Origin of the sequence: Jatrophihabitans cynanchi, from assembly GCF_027247405.1 — a bacterium.
Lineage (GTDB): Bacteria > Actinomycetota > Actinomycetes > Mycobacteriales > Jatrophihabitantaceae > Jatrophihabitans_B > Jatrophihabitans_B cynanchi.
In genome coordinates, this window is the sequence record NZ_CP097463.1 from 3,207,159 (window position 1) to 3,222,998 (window position 15,840).

A 15,840-nucleotide genomic window follows, 5' to 3' on the forward strand; every position below is an offset into this window, starting at 1 on the left:
GGCTCTCCATGCAGCTAGCGGTCGAGGTACGAACTTCGAACGTAACACCGGCGGCACGCCAGAGCGAAGTCGCGACGCCGGAAGCGCCCGATTCGTGGCAGGTTGCGTACCGCAGCGCCCGCGTCGTCGCCACACCGGCAAGGGCGCTGCCGACCGGTGTGCGGCCGGCTGTGGGTGATCGGTGACAATGGACGCCGTGAGCAACGGACTGCGGCTGATGGCCGTCCACGCGCACCCCGACGACGAGTCGAGCAAGGGGGCGGCGACGATGGCCCGCTACGTCGACGAGGGTGTCGAGGTGCTGGTGGTGACGTGCACCGGTGGCGAGCGGGGCAGCATCCTGAACCCGGCGTTGCAGGGGCGTGCTGAGATCGAGGCGAACATCTCCGAGATCCGCCGCAAGGAGATGGAGCGCGCCCGCGACATCCTCGGGGTACAGCAGAGCTGGCTGGGCTTCGTCGACTCGGGCCTGCCCGAGGGCGACCCGCTGCCGCCGCTGCCCGAGGGCTGTTTCGCCCTCGTGCCGCTGGCGGAGGCGACCGAGGCGCTGGTGGCCGAGATCCGCCGCTTCCGCCCGCACGTGATCACGACGTACGACGAGAAGGGCGGCTACCCGCACCCGGACCACGTGCGCTGTCACGAGATCAGCGTCGCCGCGTTCGAGGCGGCCGGCGACCCCGACCGGTTCCCCGGGACCGGCGAGCCGTGGCAGCCGCTCAAGCTCTACTACGACGTCGGCTTCAGCGACGGGAAGATCGCCGCGCTGCACGCCGCCATGACGGCGCTGGGGTTGGAATCGCCCTTCGCCGAGTGGCGAGAGCGGCGCCGGCAATGGGAGGGCAAGGTGCGCCCGCCCAAGATCACCACGCAGGTGCCGGTCGGTGACTGGTTCGAGCGGCGCGATCAGGCGCTGCTGGCGCACGCCACCCAGGTGGACCCGAACGGCTGGTTCTTCGCGATACCGCTGGATGTGCAACGCACCGCGTGGCCGACCGAGGACTTCGAGCTGGTGCGGTCCCTTGTCGACTCGACGGTGCCCGAGGACGACCTGTTCGCCGGTGTTCGCGAGCAGGTCGACGCGCGATGACGCCGTTCGTGGTGCTGGCCGACGGCCCGACCGGGGAGGCCGCCAAGTCCGGCCCCTGGGGGCTGGCGATCATCCTGCTGCTGTGCGCGGGCTGCTACTTCCTGTTCAAGTCGATGTCCAAGCACCTGCGCCGGGTGCGCGAGCAGTTCGGCGGGGACGAGCCGACGCCGCCGGCGCCTGCCGGGCCGGACGGCGGTGCGGCTGAGGCGCAGCCGAGCGAGCCGTCGCTGGCCACGCCGCCGCACCCCGATCACGACGCCGGTCAGGACGCGCCGCCGGAGACGCCGGCGGAGACACGGCCGGAGACACGGCCCGAGACACGGCCCGAGTAGCGCTCGGCCAGCGCTCGCGCACTCGCGGCGATCAGCTCGCGCAGTTCGGCCGGCTCGACAACCTCGACCTCGGCGCCGAGTTGCAGCAGGGCGTGGTGCCCGTGCCGGACCGACTCGATCGGCACGGTGGTGCTCGCCCACCCCGCGGCGTCCGGCTCGGACATCGCCGCATGCCCGGCACGGGCGGGGAGGGTGCCGAGCAGGAACAGCAGTTGGCGGCCCGCGGCGGAGAGCCGGATCCGCGCCGTCTCCCGGTACACCCGCTGCTCGTAGTCACGCTGGTAGCCGCACCAGTGCTGCTCGAGGTCGAAACCGTCCGGCCGCTCGAACCGCTCGTCCAGCGCCGCCGCGGCATGCACGCGCGACACCCGGTAGGTGCGGGGGCCGCGATGGTCGGCGGGCACCGACGCGACGAGGTACCAGGTGCCGGCCTTGAGCACGAGGCCGAGCGGTTCCAGGGTGCGTTCGACGATCGCCCGGTTCGCGCGCTCGTAGCGGACCTCGATCCGCCGTTGCCCCCACACGGCGCCGGCGATGGTGGCCAGGTACGGCGGTGCCTCCGTCTCGCGCAGCCAGCCCGGTGCGTCCAGGTGGAACCGGTCGCGGATGCGGGCGGCCCGCTCGCGCAGGTCAGGCGGCAGGGCGGCGAGCAGCTTGAGCTGGGTAGCGGCAAGCGTGCTGCCGAGCCCTAGATCGGCGGCCGCGCCGGGCAGCCCGGCAAGGAACAGCGCGTCGGCCTCGTCCGCGGTGAGGCCGGTGAGCTTGGTGCGGTACCCCTCGAGCAGCTGGAAGCCGCCGGCCCGCCCGCGCGTCGCGTACACCGGGATGCCTGCGGCCGACAACGCGTCGATGTCGCGGTACACCGTGCGCAGCGAGACCTCCAGCTCGTCGGCGAGCTGCTGCGCGCTCACCCGGCCACGGGTGTGCAGCATCAGCAGGATCGACAGCAGCCGGCTCGCGCGCACCCGCCGAGTATCGCGCGAATACCTGACCCAAGCTGACAGGTATAGCCGGAATCCTGGTTCGCATCGACCCGACGGACGTCAACGAGGAGAACCAGATGGCCGAGTCCACCGAGATGACCGAGTCCACCGAGATGACCGAGTACACCCAGCACGCCGGCATCGTCGTCACCGGCAAGTCCTGGGACGAGAAGCGGATCGCCGAGGCCGACGCGGTGCACGCCGTCGCCACCGCCACGTTCACCACCAGCTACGCCGGAGACCTGGTGGGCGAATCGACCTGCGGACTGCTGATCTCGTACGTCGGCGGCAGCCCGGACCAGCCGGAGACGCTCGTCGGGCCGTACACCGGCTACGAGCAGGTCACCGGCACCCTGGCCGGCCGGACCGGAACGTTCGTCCTGGCCGCGTCGGGCACTCACAGCGAGGGCGTGGCGCGCACCGGGTTGCGGGTGGTCCCCGGTTCCGGCACTGGCGAGCTCGCCGGGCTGCGCGGCGAAGGGCACTACACCGCCGACGCGATGCAGTACAAGATGGAGCTGCGCTACGACTTCGACCAGGAGAGCCGTGAAGCTCACGCGTGAGCAGGTGTTGTCCTACCGGGTGGCGGCGCAGGGCCTGTACCGCGACGCCACCCGGACGGATCGGCTGGCCGTGCTCGACTTCGGCGTGCAGGACTCCGCGGGCGAGCAGGCCAGGCTGGCGTTCGACGCGCGGTTGAGCAAGCCGCCGGCCGCCGAGGCGTTCGGGCCCGGCAAGCCACTGGCGCTCGTCTGGTCGCTGCGCGGCGCGCCGCACGTGCACCGGCGCGCCGGCCTGGACGCGCTGGCCGGTGCGCTGTACCCGCTGTCCGAGCAGGACGCGGCGGGACGGCTCAACGAGACCGGCCCCAGCGTGGCGCGCGCCGGCATCAGCGCCCTGGACCAGTACGCGATCGCGGTGCGCGAGCTGCGCGCGGCAGTACGCGCGCCCACCGGTAAGGGTGCGGTGAGCACCGCCGTGTCGCGTGCCATCCCGCCCGTCATGCTGCGCGATTGCCGTCCGTGCAAGGCGAAACACATCTCCGACTCGGCGATGCGCGCGCCCTCGCTGGCCGCCGGGCTGGAGCTCGTCCCGGACACCGCGCCGCCGGTGTTGCAGCGCCGCCCGGGCGCGCGGGTGCCCACGCGGCCCGACCGCGACGCGCTCCGGGAGCTGGCGCTGCGCTACCTGACCCTGCTCGGTCCGGCCACCCCGGCCGACGTCGCCGGCTATCTCGGCGCACGCCGGGCCGACCTGATGCAGGTCTGGCCGGAGGAGCTCGTCGAGGTGAGCGTCGACGGGCGGCGGGCCTGGCTGCCGGGCGCGCAGCAGGACGACGTCGCCGGCGCGCAGCCGGCCGAGCTGGTGCGGCTGCTCGGCGGGTTCGACCCGTTCCTGCAGGCCCGCGACCGCGACCTGATCGTCCCGGACAAGGCGGCGCAGAAGGCGCTGTGGCCGGTGCTCGGGCGCCCGGGCGCGCTGTTCGTCGACGGCGAGGTGGTCGGCACGTGGCGTCCCAAGTCGTCCGGCCGCAAGCTCACCGTCCAGGTCGAGGCGTTCGCGCCGCTGCCGGCGTCGGTCTGGACGTCGGTCGCGGCCGAGGCCGAGCGGGTCGGCGCGGTGCGCGGCGCGACCGACGTGAGCGTGACCCGAGCGCAGTGAACAGCGCCGGCGGCAGCCGGCGACGTGAGAGAGGGAACTGATGAGCCAGACACTGAGCGCGGAGCGGGCCGACCTGCTGGAGTCGCTGAACCGGCACCGGTTCTTCCTGCTGCAGACGGCCCGTGACCTCACCGACACCCAGGCGGCCGAGCGGAGCACGGTGAGCGCGCTGTGCATCGGTGGCCTGATCAAGCATGTCAGCGCGACCGAGAAGCGGTGGATCGAGTTCGCCCAGCACGGCCCGTCGGCGATGCCGGCGTGGAGCGACGCGGACCCGTCCGCCTTCGAGGAGCACGCGGCCGGCTTCCGCATGCAGCCGGCCGAGACGCTCGCGGGCCTGCGCGCCGACTACGCCGCCGTGGCCGAGCAGACGAACGCGCTGGTGGCCAGCCTCGACCTGGACGCCTCGCAGCCGCTGCCCGAGGCGCCGTGGTTCCCGCCGGGAGCGCGATGGACTGTGCGCCGCGTGCTGCTGCACATCATCGCCGAGACGGCCCAGCACGCCGGGCATGCCGACATCATCCGCGAGGCGATCGACGGCGCGAAGACGATGGGCTGAGGCCGCCCGCGGCCGGCGCTACGCGCTCAGCCGGCGAACGTCGAGGAGTCGAGGCTGTAGTCGCGGTGCACGGTCGCGACCCGCACCCGGTAGTCGCCGTACCAGCGTTCGCGTCCCAGCCGCTGCGCGCCCACGTGCGCCGCGACCTGCTTCCAGGCGAGGGCGGCCTGCTCGTCGCGCCAGTACGACACCGTGATCCCCACGTCTTGGCGGGCGGACTCCATGCCGAGATACCCGGGTTGCCGCGGGGCGAGCTCTTCCATCGCGTCGGACATCGCGCCGTATCCGTTGTCGCCGTCCGTGCGCGTCGAGGTGAAGATCACCGCGACGTACGGCGGCTCCGGCGTGTCGGCAAACGGCGTGTCGGCAAACGGCGTGTCGGCAAACGGCGTGTCGACAAACGGCGTGTCGGCAGTCATGGCCCCGAGCCTGCCAGAGGCGGCGAACGAGATTCGACGGGCGCGCTGCCCCGGCGGCCCCCCAACCGCTAGCTTCGCCAGTTATGACCATCCCTGCACCGGCGGCGCCGTCGGCCGGAGCATCGCCCTGGCGCGGCCGGACGCTGTGGGCGCGCAGCCGTGCGGCGCCGCTGCGCGCGTTCTTGCGCACCGAGTCCGCAAGTGCGGGCGTGCTGGTCGCCGCGGTGGTGGCTGCGCTGATCTGGGCCAACGTCGACGCCTCGGGCTACCACTCGGTATGGCAGACCCAGTTCGGCTTGCGGTTGGGCAGCGCCGGCGTCACCCGCGACCTGCAGACCTGGATCAACAGTGCGTTGATGACGCTGTTCTTCCTGGTGGTGGGGCTGGAGACGCGCCGCGAGTTCGATCTCGGTGACCTGCGTGAGCGCCGCCGGTTCGTGCTGCCGCTCGCGGCCGGACTGGTGGGCATGCTCGTCCCGGTGCTGATCTACCTGGCGGTCAACGCCGGCCGGCCCAGCGCGCATGGCTGGGGCGTGGCCATGTCCACCGACACCGCCCTCGCGCTCGGCCTGTTGGCCCTGCTCGGCCGAAACGTCCCGTACCGCGCGCGGGTGTTCCTGCTGACCGTGTTCGTCGTCGACGATCTCGCCGCGCTGGTGGTGATCGCCGTCGTCTACAGCGGGCGGATCGCCGTGCTACCACTCGGGATCGCCCTTGCGGTCTTCGCCGTCGTGATCGTGACCGCGCGGCTCGGGATATCGCATCGCGTGCTCTACGCGGGGCTCGGCGCCTGCATGTGGGGCGCGCTGTTCGCCAGTGGCGTGGACCCGATCGTGACCGGGCTCGTCATCGGCCTGGTCGCGCCCGCGTACACGCCGAACCGCGACGAACTGGAGGCGGCGACAGGACTGGTGCGGCGGTTCCGGGAACAACCCACCCCCGCGCTCGCCCGTGACGCCGCGACCGGGCTGACCGGCACCTTGTCCCCGAACGAACGGATGCAGAGCTTCTTCCACCCCTGGACGAGCTATGTCATCGTTCCGCTGTTCGCGCTGGCCAACGCCGGCATCGTCCTTGACGGCCACTTCCTCGCGCACGCCTACACGGCGCCCGTCACCCTGGGCGTCCTGCTCGGCTACCTCGCCGGCAAGCCGCTCGCGGTGGTCGCCACGTCGTGGCTGGTCGCGCGGCTCAGCCGCGGGCGGATCGTGCCTCCGGTCGGCTGGGCCGCCGTACTGGGTAGCGGAACGATCGCCGGTATCGGCTTCACCGTCGCGTTGTTGATCGCCGACCGGGCCTTCGAGGGGCCGCAGTTGGCCGAGGCCAAGCTCGGTGCGCTCACCGCCGCATTCGTCGCCGCGCTGCTGACAGGGGCGGTCTACCGAACGGCCGGCCTGCTGCCGCCCGCCCGGCGCGCGCGTGCCCTGCTCGGGGACGCGCGGGTGGTTCAGGACCTGATACCCGAGGTGGACCCGGTGCGCGACCACATCCGCGGACCGGCCGAGGCGGCGATCACGCTGATCGAGTTCGGGGACTTCGAATGCCCGTACTGCGGCCGCGCCGAGCAGGTGGTGCGCGAACTCCTCGACGACACCGGCATCCGCTTCGTGTTCCGTCACCTACCGCTGGGCGACGTGCATCCGGGAGCACAACTGGCGGCCGAGGCGACCGAAGCAGCCGGGGCGCAGGGCGCCTTCTGGCCGATGCACGACCTGCTCATGCGCAATCAGGACGACCTCAGCGTCCGGAAACTGGTCGGCCTCGCGGCCGAACTCGGACTCGACACCGAGCAGTTCCGGTCGGACCTGACCCGGCACAGCTACGCGACGCGGGTGGCTCAGGACGTCGAATCCGCCGATGTGAGCGGCGTGTCCGGCACGCCGACGTTCTTCGTGAACGGTCAACGGCACTACGGGGCGTTCGATCTCGACACGCTGTCCGAGGCGATCATGGCCGCGCGGGCGGCGCTGGCAGCGCGCTGACTGCCTGCCCACAGCTCAGGCCGCGCGGGCGGCGTGCAGGGCGCGCGAGTGTGCCGTGATCGCCTCGTGCAACCGGTCCGCGGCCGCGGTGATCCAGGCGTCGACGTGGCTCTGGTGGGCGAAGTGCAGCGCGCACTCGGCGTCGTACATGCGGCGTTCGGCGTCGCGCAACTCGCTCGCCGGTACGTATCCGGCGAGCGGCACGCCAGCCGGCTGGCTCGTGGTGGTCACCGCGACCTCCTGACAGAGAACTGTTCGCTCAGGAGGTTCGGCGGCCCGGGTTGATACTTGAGCCGAACGTCACGCACTGTCCGGATCGCGACGCCCGCGCCCGGCCTTCAGGTCCCCGCGGCGGCGTTTGCTGTCCAGCCGCCGCTCGCGCGCTGCCCGGCTCGGCCGGGTCGGGCGGCGCACCGGGGCGGGCGGGGTCAGCGCAGCGGCGAGCAGCGCCCCCAGCCGGGCGCGTGCGGCCGTCCGGTTCTGGCGTTGCGAGCGGTGTTCCGAGGCGACGAGCACCACGGCGCCGTCGACGACACGGCGTCCCAGCCGCTCGATCAGCTGGGTGCGCTGCACGTCGGTCAGGGCAGTCGAAGCGGCGAGGTCCCAGCGCAGTTCGACCCTGCTGTCGGTCGTGTTCACGCCCTGGCCGCCCGGGCCGGACGAGCGGCTGAACCGCTCGATCAGCTCGGCGGCCGGGACGACCAGTCCGTCGGGCAGCCCCCGCTGCGGCCGCAGGACCAGGTCGGTCACGGCAGCGCTGGCGTGCCCTGCGCGTGCCGCATCCAAGCGGTGATCTCGTCCGGATCGCGGGGCAGCCCGGCGGACAGGTTGACCGGAGAGCCGTCGGTGACCGCGATGTCGTCCTCGATCCGCACCCCGATGCCGCGCAACTCGGCCGGGGCGGTGCGGTCGTTGACCTGGAAGTACAGCCCGGGTTCCACGGTGAGCACGTGCCCGGCTGCCAGGGTGCCCTCGCGGTAGGCCTGTTCGCGTGCCTGCGCGCAGTCGTGCACGTCGATGCCGAGCATGTGCGACGTGCCGTGCAGCGTGTACCGCCGGTGCAGCCCGGCACCCGGCCGCTCCGGGTCGGCGTCGCAGGACACCGCGGCCGGCACCGGCAAGATCCCCCAGCTGTGCAGGTAATCGGCGAGCACCCACATCGCCGCCCGGTGCGCGGCCAGGAAGTCCGCGCCCGCCTTGACCTCGCTGATGCCCGCGATCTGCGCCTCCTGCACCGCGCGGTAGACACGCAGCTGTTCCGGCGTCCACTCGCCGGTCACCGGCATGGTGCGGGTGACGTCGGCGGTGTACAGCTCGTCGGTCTCCACGCCCATGTCCGCGAGCAGCAGTTGCCCGGACCGGATCTGCCCGTGGTTGCGCCACCAGTGCAGCGTCGTGGCGTGCCGGCCGGCGCCGACGATCGAGGTGTAGCCCACCTCGTTGCCCTCCAGCCGGGCGCGCCGCCAGAACGTCCCCTCCAGCCAGCGTTCGCCGCGTACCGGCCGGTCGAGCACGTTCGGCAGCTCGCGCGCCACGTCGGCGAAGCCGCGCGCGGTGATCTCGCACGCCTGTTGCAGCCGGGCCAGCTCCCACTCGTCCTTGACGAGGCGCAGCTCGTCGATCACCTCGGCGAGCGAGCCGGCGCTGGCGTGCGGCAGCTGCGCGTCGACGGATCGGTCGATGCCGGTGAGCACCGCCGTCGCCCGACCGCGGTGGGCGCGCAGGTCGTCGGCGAGGGCGGCGAGCGGGCGGGTCGCCAGGTCCAGTGCGGCGGACGTGTCGGCCAGGTCGGGCACGTTGCCGACCCACACCGCGCCGTGCGTCCGGCTGGTGAAGTAGCCGACGTCGCCGGGCTGGGCATATTCGCGCACGTACAGCGTGGCCTCGTGACCGGTCGGTGCGGGCGCCAGGACCAGGACGGCGTCGGCAACCGTCTCGCCGGTGAGCCAGGTGAACGCGCTGTTCGCCCGGAACGGGTAGTCGGTGTCGTTGGCGCGAGCGGCCAGGCCGCCGGCCGGCACGACCAGCACGGTGCCGGGGAACCTCGCCGACAGCGCCGCGCGGCGTGCCCGCGCGTACGGCCCCACGCCGGTCTGCGCCGGGTGCGGCATCGGGGGCGCCGGGTCCCAGTCCTGGGCGATCGCGGCGCGCAGGTGCTCGGCCATCGGGATGTCGTAGGACGTGCTGCCGCCGGCCTCCGGCATCTCGCCGGCGGATTCGGGGGTGTCGCTCTGGCTCATATCCCCGAGTCTAGGGCGGATTGAAGTTAGCCTCGACGGATGGAGCCAGCCGACCAGTCGACCCTTTCGTCGCCCTCCGGACCTGCCCAGGACCAGGTGCGGACCTACCGCATCCGCCCGTGGCTCGTCGCGCTCACCGCGCTGTTCGCGGAGCTGGTGGTGATCGCCGCCGTCGACAACCAGGGCGTGGCGGGTGCGCTGCGGAACTATCTGAAAGACCCGGCGCACCGGTTCGCGGACTACTCGCGCGGTGCCCTGGACGCGGCGTTGACGTTCTCGTGGCGCTTCGCCCCCGCGCACGGGCAGGCGACGCACGAGTGGGCGGCGCAGCTCGCCGGCATCGGCACGCTGCTGCTGCTGACCCTGCTCGCCGTCGCGGTGGTGGCGCGCGGGGTGGGCGGGTTCGGCCGGGTGCTGGTGTCGGTCTGGGCCGTCGTCGCGATCCTGACGCCGGTGGCGATCATGGTGCGCAACGTGATCGTCGTCCCGTCGACGCCGGGCCCGTTGCAGTCGCGGATCGGGCAGTCGGTGTACGGCTATCCGGACTTCGGCCCGGTCCTCGTCGCCGGGCTGGCGCTGGGGTTGGTGACCGGCCTGGTCGCGGCGATCGTCGCGTTGCTGAGCCGCCGCGCGATCGGCGGCGCTGCGGCAGGCGGCGCGCCGCGTGACGACGAGGCGGACGAGTACTTCGACACGGCCTTCGCGCCCCGCTACGACACCGAGGCGACCACGCAGTTCCCCCGTACGCCGCAGCAGCGGGCGCCGGGCGACGAACCCACCCACCAGCTGCCGACCTACCAGCAGCCCGCGTACCGGCAGCCGGACGAGCAATCGCAGTACGGGCAACAGGCGTACGGGCAGCAGCGCACCGAGCAGCAGCCGGCGTACGAGTACCGGCAGCCGCAGCGCGATCCGGCGGCCTCCGATCCGGCGGCCTCCGATCCGGCGGCCTCCGATCCGGACGCGCCGCAGCGGCCGGCAGTGCAGCGGTCCGCGGCGCAGGAGCCTGCCGAGCAGCCGACGGCGGAGCAGCGGGCGGTGTACCCGGGTGATCCGGCCGCCCGGCGTCGCGCCGACCAGCAGTAGCCGCTCAGCCGAGAACGGTGAAGCCGATCCCTGCTTGCTGCAACCGGCGGGTCAAGGCTTCCCCCATTGCGGCGACTGTGGTGAGCTGCCCGGACGCCGGCGGCAACGGGTCGTACGCCAGGCACAGCGCAGACTCGGCGAGCATCGTCGCGGTCTCGCCGTAGCCCGGATCGCCGCCGGACACCCTGGTGACGACGCGCTGTCCGCCGCCGGTACCTACGAAGGTCACGGTGAACCAGCTGCGCGCACGCCGCTGCGCACTCGGGCCGGCACCCTGCGGGAAACGCCGCAACACTGCCCGCCGCAGCGGCGCGACCTGGGCCGCGGCGAGCAGCGCACCGACCCCGGCCACCCCGCCCACCGCCGTCCACAGGTGCGGTACCGAGGCGTAGTGCGAGTAGCCGAAGTCGGGCCCGTATTCCGCCGACGCGCGCGCCGAGCGCGCCACCACCTGCCCGTCGATCGTCGGCAGCGGGATCGCCCAGCCGCCGTTGACCGGGTCGCGGCCGGGACGTCCGGGCAGGTAGCGGGCGGTGCGCCCGGACGGCCCCGGCTCGCGCGCTCGCCGTTCTCGGGCGACTGCCAGGTTCTGCCGGCCGCGGGACATCGCGCCCAGCGCCGAGTGGACGGTTCCGCCGGAGACCATGCCCGACGCGCGCACGTAGCCGGCGACCCGCAGCGGCACGTCGGCGGGCAGTTGCCGCACGGTGAAGTAGGCGCCCAGATCGTGCGGCACCGAGTCGAAACCGCACGAGTGAACCAGTCGCGCGCCGGTCTGCACCGCGCGCGCGTGGTGGCGCAGGTAGGTGGTGTCGACGAACTCCGGCTCGCCGCACAAGTCGAGGTAGTCGGTGCCTGCCTCGGCGCACGCCGCGACCAGCGGGTAGCCGAGCTGCACGTACGGTCCGACGGTCGTGATGACGACCCGCGCGCGCCCGGCGACCTCGCGGACGGTGACGGGGTCCGTCACGTCCGCCCGAACCAGTTCGAGCGTCGCCAGTGCCGGGTCGATCGCCGCGACCCGCTCGCGCACCCGCTGCAGCTTGTCCGGGATGCGTCCGGCAAGTGCCCAACGGCCGCCGCGCGGCATGGTGCGGGCCAGGTACTCGGCGGTCAGCCCGCCGGTGAACCCGGTTGCGCCGAACAGGATCAGATCGAGCTCGCGTCCTGCCATCGGGCCAGCGTAGATGCGGGCGCGCCCCCGACGCGCTAGCGGACGCGGCAGCAACGCGCAGCGGTGCAGAGCGGCGCAGAGCGGCGCAGAGCAGCGCAGAGCAGCGCAGAGCAGCGCAGAGCAGCGCACAGCAGCGCACAGCAGCGCTCAGCAGAAGAGGCAGCGGAAGAGGCAGCGGAAGAGGCAGCGGAAGAGGCAGCGGAAGAAGCAGCAGTACTTGTCGGATCGGTCGGGCTCTGCAGGCAAGAATGCATGCAGAGCCCGATCGGCCCGACGACATGTGCGCCGGCGCCGGGCGTCGGCACGCGCGTCAGCCACGGATGCACCGGCGGAGCCTGTTACCTGGCTGTTTGGAGCACGTCCGCGAACGGGTATGCCAACGGCAACCGATTCGCCTCGTGTGTGCCGGAAACCCCGAGCCATGCGCGGCGGACCAAGCAAGGGAGCAGGACATGCGTATCGGCGGGAGCTTGTTACTGATTGCGATCGGCGCCATCTTGAAGTGGGCGATCACCGACAACGTGAAGAATGTCGACCTCGGCGTCATCGGCGTCATCTTGATGGTGGTCGGCCTCGTCGGACTCATCTTCTCGATCATCTGGATGTCCACCCGTCGTCGTACCGAGGTCATCCACCGCACCCCGGCCGGCACCAGCGGCACCACGTACGTGCAGCCGAACGACGGGCTGGACTACTGACGGACTGCTGACGGGCTACTGATGCGCCGCTGACGGCGGCGCGCTACAGGTCCGCGAGCGTGGCGACGGGTGACTCGACGCAGTCGGCGATGAAGCGCAGGAAGCCGCCGGCTGTGCCGCCGTCGCACACGCGGTGGTCGAACGCGAGGGTCAGCTGGCTGACCTTGCGCACCGCGAGCGCACCGTCGACTACCCAGGGCCGGTCGATGATGCGGCCCATGCCGATGATCGCGACCTCCGGGTGGTTGATGATCGCCGCGGAGCCGTCGACGCCGAACACGCCGTAGTTGTTGACGGTGACGGTGCCCCCGGTGAGGTCGGCCGGTGCCAGCGAGCCGTCGCGCGCGGACGCGGTGCGTGCGGCGAGTGCGGCGGACAGTTCGCGGGTGGTCAGCCGCTGCGCGTGGCGCACGACCGGGACCAGCAGGCCGCGCTCGGTCTGCGCGGCGAAGCCGAGGTGCACGTGCTCGGGGACGACGATCGCGTCCTGCTCCACCCGGGCGTTCAGCTCGGGGTAGCGGCGCAACCCCAGGATCGTGAACCGGGCGAGCAGCGCGAGCAGGCTGACGGGCTGGTGCGGGTCGCGCGCGTTGATCGCGGCGCGGGCCGCGAGCAGTTCGGTGGCATCGACGTCCACCCAGACGGTCGCTTCGGGGATCTCCCGGCGCGAGCGGGCGAGCTTGTCCGCGACCGCTCGGCGCACCCCCTGCAGCGGGATCCGCGTCGGCCCGGCGTCGGCAGCCACAGCCTCACGCGGCGCACCGTCGCTCGACGCTGCCGCTGCCGGTCCTGCCGGCGCCGATGCCGCAGCCACATCGCGGCGCAGCACTAGGCCGCCGGGCCCGCTGCCGGGCAGTGAGGCGAGGTCGAGGCCGGCGTCGCGCGCCTGCTTGCGCACCAGGGGCGAGATCACCGGCACCGGGCCGTCGTGGCGGCGCACCGGCTCGGGCGTGGTCGCGGGCGCGGTCCGGTTGCGGCGCCGCCGCCGCTCGCCGCTGGTGCCGCCGCTGGTGCCGCCGCTGGTGCCGTAGCCGATGAGGACGTTGCCGCTGCCGCCGGGAGCATCGCTCGCGACGGGTGCGCTGACCACGCCGGGCTCTTGCAAACCGGCTGCCGCTTCGGTGGTCACGCTGATCAGCGGCGTCCCGACGACCACCGTCGCCCCCTCGGCACCGTGCAGCGCGGACACCACACCCGCGAACGGCACCGGTACCTCCACAGCCGCCTTGGCCGTCTCCACCTCGACGACGATCTGGTCCACCTCGACGCGGTCACCGACCTGCACCCGCCAGCTGACGATCTCGGCGGTCTCCAGCCCCTCGCCCAGATCGGGCAGCAGGAAATCAGACATGATCGTCCCATTGCAGGCGGGCGATCGCGTCCAGGATCCGGTCGACGTCCGGCAGGTGGTGCTGCTCCAGCTTGGGCGGCGGGTACGGGATGTCGAGTCCGGTCACCCGCAGGATCGGCGCCTGCAGGTAGTGGAAGCACTGCTCGGTGAGCCGGGCGACGACCTCGGCGCCGTAGCCGCCGAAGCGGGACGCCTCGTGCACGACGACCGCCCGGCCGGTGCGGCGTACCGATGCGCTCACGGTGGCGTCGTCGAACGGGCTCAGGCTGCGCAGGTCGATCACCTCGACGTCCCAACCCTCCGCCGTCGCCGCTTCGGCCGCGTCCAGCACGGTGCCGACCGTGCCGCCGTAGCCGATCAGCGTGACGTCGGTGCCGGCGCGGCGGATCGCGGCGCTGTCGATTCCCGGACCGTTCGTGGTCAGCTCGGCGCTCTCGCGCGACCAGTAGCGCCGCTTCGGCTCGAGGAAGATCACCGGGTCGGGGCAGGCGATCGCCTGGCGCAGCAGCAGGTACGCGTCCGCCGGGGTGCCGGGTGCGACCACGCGCAGCCCGGGGGTGTGCGTGTAGTACGCCTCGGACGAGTCGCAGTGGTGCTCGACCCCGCCGATGCCGCCGCCGAACGGCACGCGGACCACCACCGGCAGCGCGACCTTTCCGCGCGTGCGGTTGTGCAGCTTGGCCAGGTGGCTGGTGATCTGCTCGAACGCGGGGTAGGCGAACGCGTCGAACTGCATCTCGACGACGGGCACGAGGCCGTTCATGGCCATGCCGATCGCGGTGCCGACGATGCCGGACTCGGCGAGCGGGGTGTCGAACACCCTTGTCTCGCCGAAGCGTTGGGCCAGCCCGTCGGTGACCCGGAAGACGCCGCCGAGCGCGGCGACGTCCTCGCCGAACACGAGCACGCGCGGGTCGTCGGCAAGCGCGTCGGCCAGTGCGGCGTTCAGCGCGCCGGCCATGGTCACCGGCGCCGGGGTGGGTGCGGGTTCGGTGGCGGCGTCGCGGTGCAGGGTGCTGGTCACGCGTCCTCCTGGTTCCCGAGTTCGGCCAGCAGTTCCTGGCGCTGCGCGACGAGCTGGGCGGTCGGTCGCGCGTAGACGTGCTCGAACAGTTCGGCCGGGTCGAGTTCGTCGTCCTGGTTCATCCGCTCGCGGACGGACGCGGCGAACTCCTCCGCCTCGGCCTGCACGGCGGCGGCCCGCTCGTCGTCGAGCAGGTCGTGCTCGCGCAGGTAGGTCTCCAGCCGTGTCAGCGGGTCGCGGGCCAGCCAGCGCTGCACCTCGGCGTCGGCGCGGTAGCGGGACGCGTCGTCGGCGTTGGTGTGCGCCTCCATGCGGTAGGTGATTGCCTCGATGAGCGTCGGCCCGCCGCCGGCCGCGGCACCTTCGACCGCCTCGCGCACGCTTGCGTACACCACGGCGGGATCGTTGCCGTCGATCAGCACCGAGCGAACGCCGTAGCCGATCCCCTTGTATGCGAGGGATGGCGCGGCCGTCTGCTTGGCCAGCGGCACGCTGATCGCGTAGCCGTTGTTCTGGACGAGGAACACCACCGGCGCGTTCCAGACCCCGGCGAAGTTGAGCGCCTCATGGGTGTCGCCCTCGCTGCTCGCACCGTCGCCGAGCAGCACCACGGCGATGGTGTCCTCGCCCTTGAGCCGCGCTGCATGCGCCAGGCCGACCGCGTGCAGCGTGTTCGTCGCGAGCGGCGTGCACTGCGGAGCCACCCGGTGCTCGTACGGGTCGTAGCCGCAGTGCCACTCACCGCGCAGCAGGCAGAGCACCTCGATCGGGTCCACCGACCGGGACACGATGGCGACCGAGTCGCGATAGGTCGGGAACAGCCAGTCCTGCTCGCGCATCGCGAGCGCCGCGCCCACCTCGCATGCCTCCTGCCCGCGCGAGGACGGGTAGACGGCGAGCCGGCCCTGCTTGGTCAGCGCGGTGGCCTGGGTGTCGAAGCGGCGGCCGACCACCATGTCCCGGTACAGCCGGCGCAGCGCCTCCGGTGGGGGTAGCGCGCCATGCCCGGCGGTGGGCCGGCCCTGCGGATCGATCAGCTGCAGCGGTGTCTGGCTGGGCAGTAGCCCCTCGATGCGCGCCGCATCGGTGGCGGCAGTGGTCACGGCGGCGTCCCTTTCGCGGTGTGCTGTACCCGGTCGTACCTGTTCGACAGTCTCGTCCGACCGGCGGCCATTCATCCACCCATCCAGTGATTTGCAAGACGAATGGCTTCATCTACCGGTACAGTTCAGAACTATGGCCG

Annotated in this window: 17 protein-coding genes; 8 read left to right on the forward strand and 9 right to left on the reverse strand. The window is 72.5% G+C overall.

From position 1 onward, the window contains the following. Nucleotides 1-196: 196 nt before the first annotated feature. A complete protein-coding gene (gene mca / locus M6B22_RS15615; RefSeq protein ID WP_269442488.1) occupies nucleotides 197-1,087 on the forward strand; it encodes a mycothiol conjugate amidase Mca in 891 nt (296 codons plus the stop codon). Next, nucleotides 1,084-1,419, forward strand: coding sequence for a hypothetical protein (locus M6B22_RS15620; RefSeq protein ID WP_269442489.1), 336 nt, complete (start codon nucleotides 1,084-1,086; stop codon nucleotides 1,417-1,419). The genes mca and M6B22_RS15620 overlap by 4 nt, the downstream gene beginning before the upstream one ends. Here M6B22_RS15620 and M6B22_RS15625 read toward each other — a convergent pair. Beyond that, entirely contained in the window at nucleotides 1,350-2,384 is a 1,035-nt protein-coding gene (locus tag M6B22_RS15625; protein WP_269442490.1) for a helix-turn-helix transcriptional regulator, read from the reverse strand. The genes M6B22_RS15620 and M6B22_RS15625 overlap by 70 nt on opposite strands. A gap of 95 nt (nucleotides 2,385-2,479) precedes the next feature. Between M6B22_RS15625 and M6B22_RS15630 the strand changes: the two genes are divergently transcribed. Genes M6B22_RS15630 through M6B22_RS15640 form a run of 3 tightly spaced genes read left to right on the forward strand, consistent with a single transcriptional unit; the run spans nucleotide 2,480 to nucleotide 4,623 of the window. Continuing rightward, nucleotides 2,480-2,965 (forward strand): DUF3224 domain-containing protein, encoded by a 486-nt coding sequence (locus M6B22_RS15630; RefSeq protein WP_269442491.1) that lies wholly within the window; start codon nucleotides 2,480-2,482, stop codon nucleotides 2,963-2,965. Next, entirely contained in the window at nucleotides 2,949-4,064 is a 1,116-nt protein-coding gene (locus M6B22_RS15635) for a DNA glycosylase AlkZ-like family protein (RefSeq protein ID WP_269442492.1), read from the forward strand. Before M6B22_RS15630 ends, M6B22_RS15635 begins: the two co-directional genes overlap by 17 nt. A 40-nt stretch (nucleotides 4,065-4,104) precedes the next feature. After that, the gene (locus M6B22_RS15640; RefSeq protein WP_269442493.1) at nucleotides 4,105-4,623 is read left to right on the forward strand and encodes a DinB family protein; all 519 of its coding nucleotides are present in this window, start codon (nucleotides 4,105-4,107) and stop codon (nucleotides 4,621-4,623) included. 26 nt (nucleotides 4,624-4,649) lie between these two features. Here M6B22_RS15640 and M6B22_RS15645 read toward each other — a convergent pair whose 3' ends face one another. Next, on the reverse strand, nucleotides 4,650-5,042 hold the full coding sequence (locus M6B22_RS15645) for an antibiotic biosynthesis monooxygenase family protein (protein ID WP_269442494.1): 393 nt from the start codon (nucleotides 5,040-5,042) through the stop codon (nucleotides 4,650-4,652). Between the two features lie 83 nt (nucleotides 5,043-5,125). Between M6B22_RS15645 and nhaA the strand changes: the two genes are divergently transcribed. Then, entirely contained in the window at nucleotides 5,126-7,024 is a 1,899-nt protein-coding gene (gene nhaA / locus M6B22_RS15650; protein WP_269442495.1) for a Na+/H+ antiporter NhaA, read from the forward strand. A gap of 15 nt (nucleotides 7,025-7,039) precedes the next feature. Here nhaA and M6B22_RS15655 read toward each other — a convergent pair whose 3' ends face one another. The 3 genes from M6B22_RS15655 to M6B22_RS15665 form a co-directional block, all read right to left on the reverse strand. Beyond that, nucleotides 7,040-7,255: a hypothetical protein gene (locus M6B22_RS15655; protein WP_269442496.1), complete on the reverse strand. Its 216-nt coding sequence runs from the start codon at nucleotides 7,253-7,255 to the stop codon at nucleotides 7,040-7,042. Nucleotides 7,256-7,324: 69 nt separating this feature from the next. Further along, nucleotides 7,325-7,774, reverse strand: a complete 450-nt coding sequence (gene arfB, locus M6B22_RS15660; RefSeq protein WP_269442497.1) for an alternative ribosome rescue aminoacyl-tRNA hydrolase ArfB — start codon at nucleotides 7,772-7,774, stop codon at nucleotides 7,325-7,327. Beyond that, entirely contained in the window at nucleotides 7,771-9,264 is a 1,494-nt protein-coding gene (locus M6B22_RS15665; RefSeq protein ID WP_269442498.1) for an aminopeptidase P family protein, read from the reverse strand. Before M6B22_RS15665 ends, arfB begins: the two co-directional genes overlap by 4 nt. A 39-nt stretch (nucleotides 9,265-9,303) precedes the next feature. On the opposite strand from M6B22_RS15665, the gene M6B22_RS15670 reads away from it, so the two are divergent. Continuing rightward, entirely contained in the window at nucleotides 9,304-10,350 is a 1,047-nt protein-coding gene (locus tag M6B22_RS15670) for a hypothetical protein (protein ID WP_269442499.1), read from the forward strand. 4 nt (nucleotides 10,351-10,354) lie between these two features. On the opposite strand, the gene M6B22_RS15675 is transcribed toward M6B22_RS15670, so the two are convergent. Further along, complete coding sequence (locus M6B22_RS15675; RefSeq protein ID WP_269442500.1) at nucleotides 10,355-11,524, reverse strand: saccharopine dehydrogenase family protein; 1,170 nt, start codon at nucleotides 11,522-11,524, stop codon at nucleotides 10,355-10,357. 452 nt (nucleotides 11,525-11,976) lie between these two features. Between M6B22_RS15675 and M6B22_RS15680 the strand changes: the two genes are divergently transcribed. Then, nucleotides 11,977-12,222 carry a DUF6458 family protein gene (locus tag M6B22_RS15680; RefSeq protein WP_269442501.1) on the forward strand — a complete coding sequence of 82 codons (246 nt, stop codon included), beginning with the start codon at nucleotides 11,977-11,979 and terminating at the stop codon, nucleotides 12,220-12,222. Nucleotides 12,223-12,265: 43 nt separating this feature from the next. On the opposite strand, the gene M6B22_RS15685 is transcribed toward M6B22_RS15680, so the two are convergent. The 3 genes from M6B22_RS15685 to pdhA are packed head-to-tail and all read right to left on the reverse strand — an operon-like array spanning nucleotide 12,266 to nucleotide 15,775. Continuing rightward, nucleotides 12,266-13,573 carry a dihydrolipoamide acetyltransferase family protein gene (locus M6B22_RS15685; protein ID WP_269442502.1) on the reverse strand — a complete coding sequence of 436 codons (1,308 nt, stop codon included), beginning with the start codon at nucleotides 13,571-13,573 and terminating at the stop codon, nucleotides 12,266-12,268. Beyond that, nucleotides 13,566-14,534 (reverse strand): alpha-ketoacid dehydrogenase subunit beta, encoded by a 969-nt coding sequence (locus M6B22_RS15690; RefSeq protein WP_407935717.1) that lies wholly within the window; start codon nucleotides 14,532-14,534, stop codon nucleotides 13,566-13,568. Before M6B22_RS15690 ends, M6B22_RS15685 begins: the two co-directional genes overlap by 8 nt. 59 nt (nucleotides 14,535-14,593) lie before the next feature. Beyond that, nucleotides 14,594-15,775, reverse strand: a complete 1,182-nt coding sequence (gene pdhA, locus M6B22_RS15695; RefSeq protein ID WP_407935532.1) for a pyruvate dehydrogenase (acetyl-transferring) E1 component subunit alpha — start codon at nucleotides 15,773-15,775, stop codon at nucleotides 14,594-14,596. Nucleotides 15,776-15,840 lie beyond the last annotated feature (65 nt).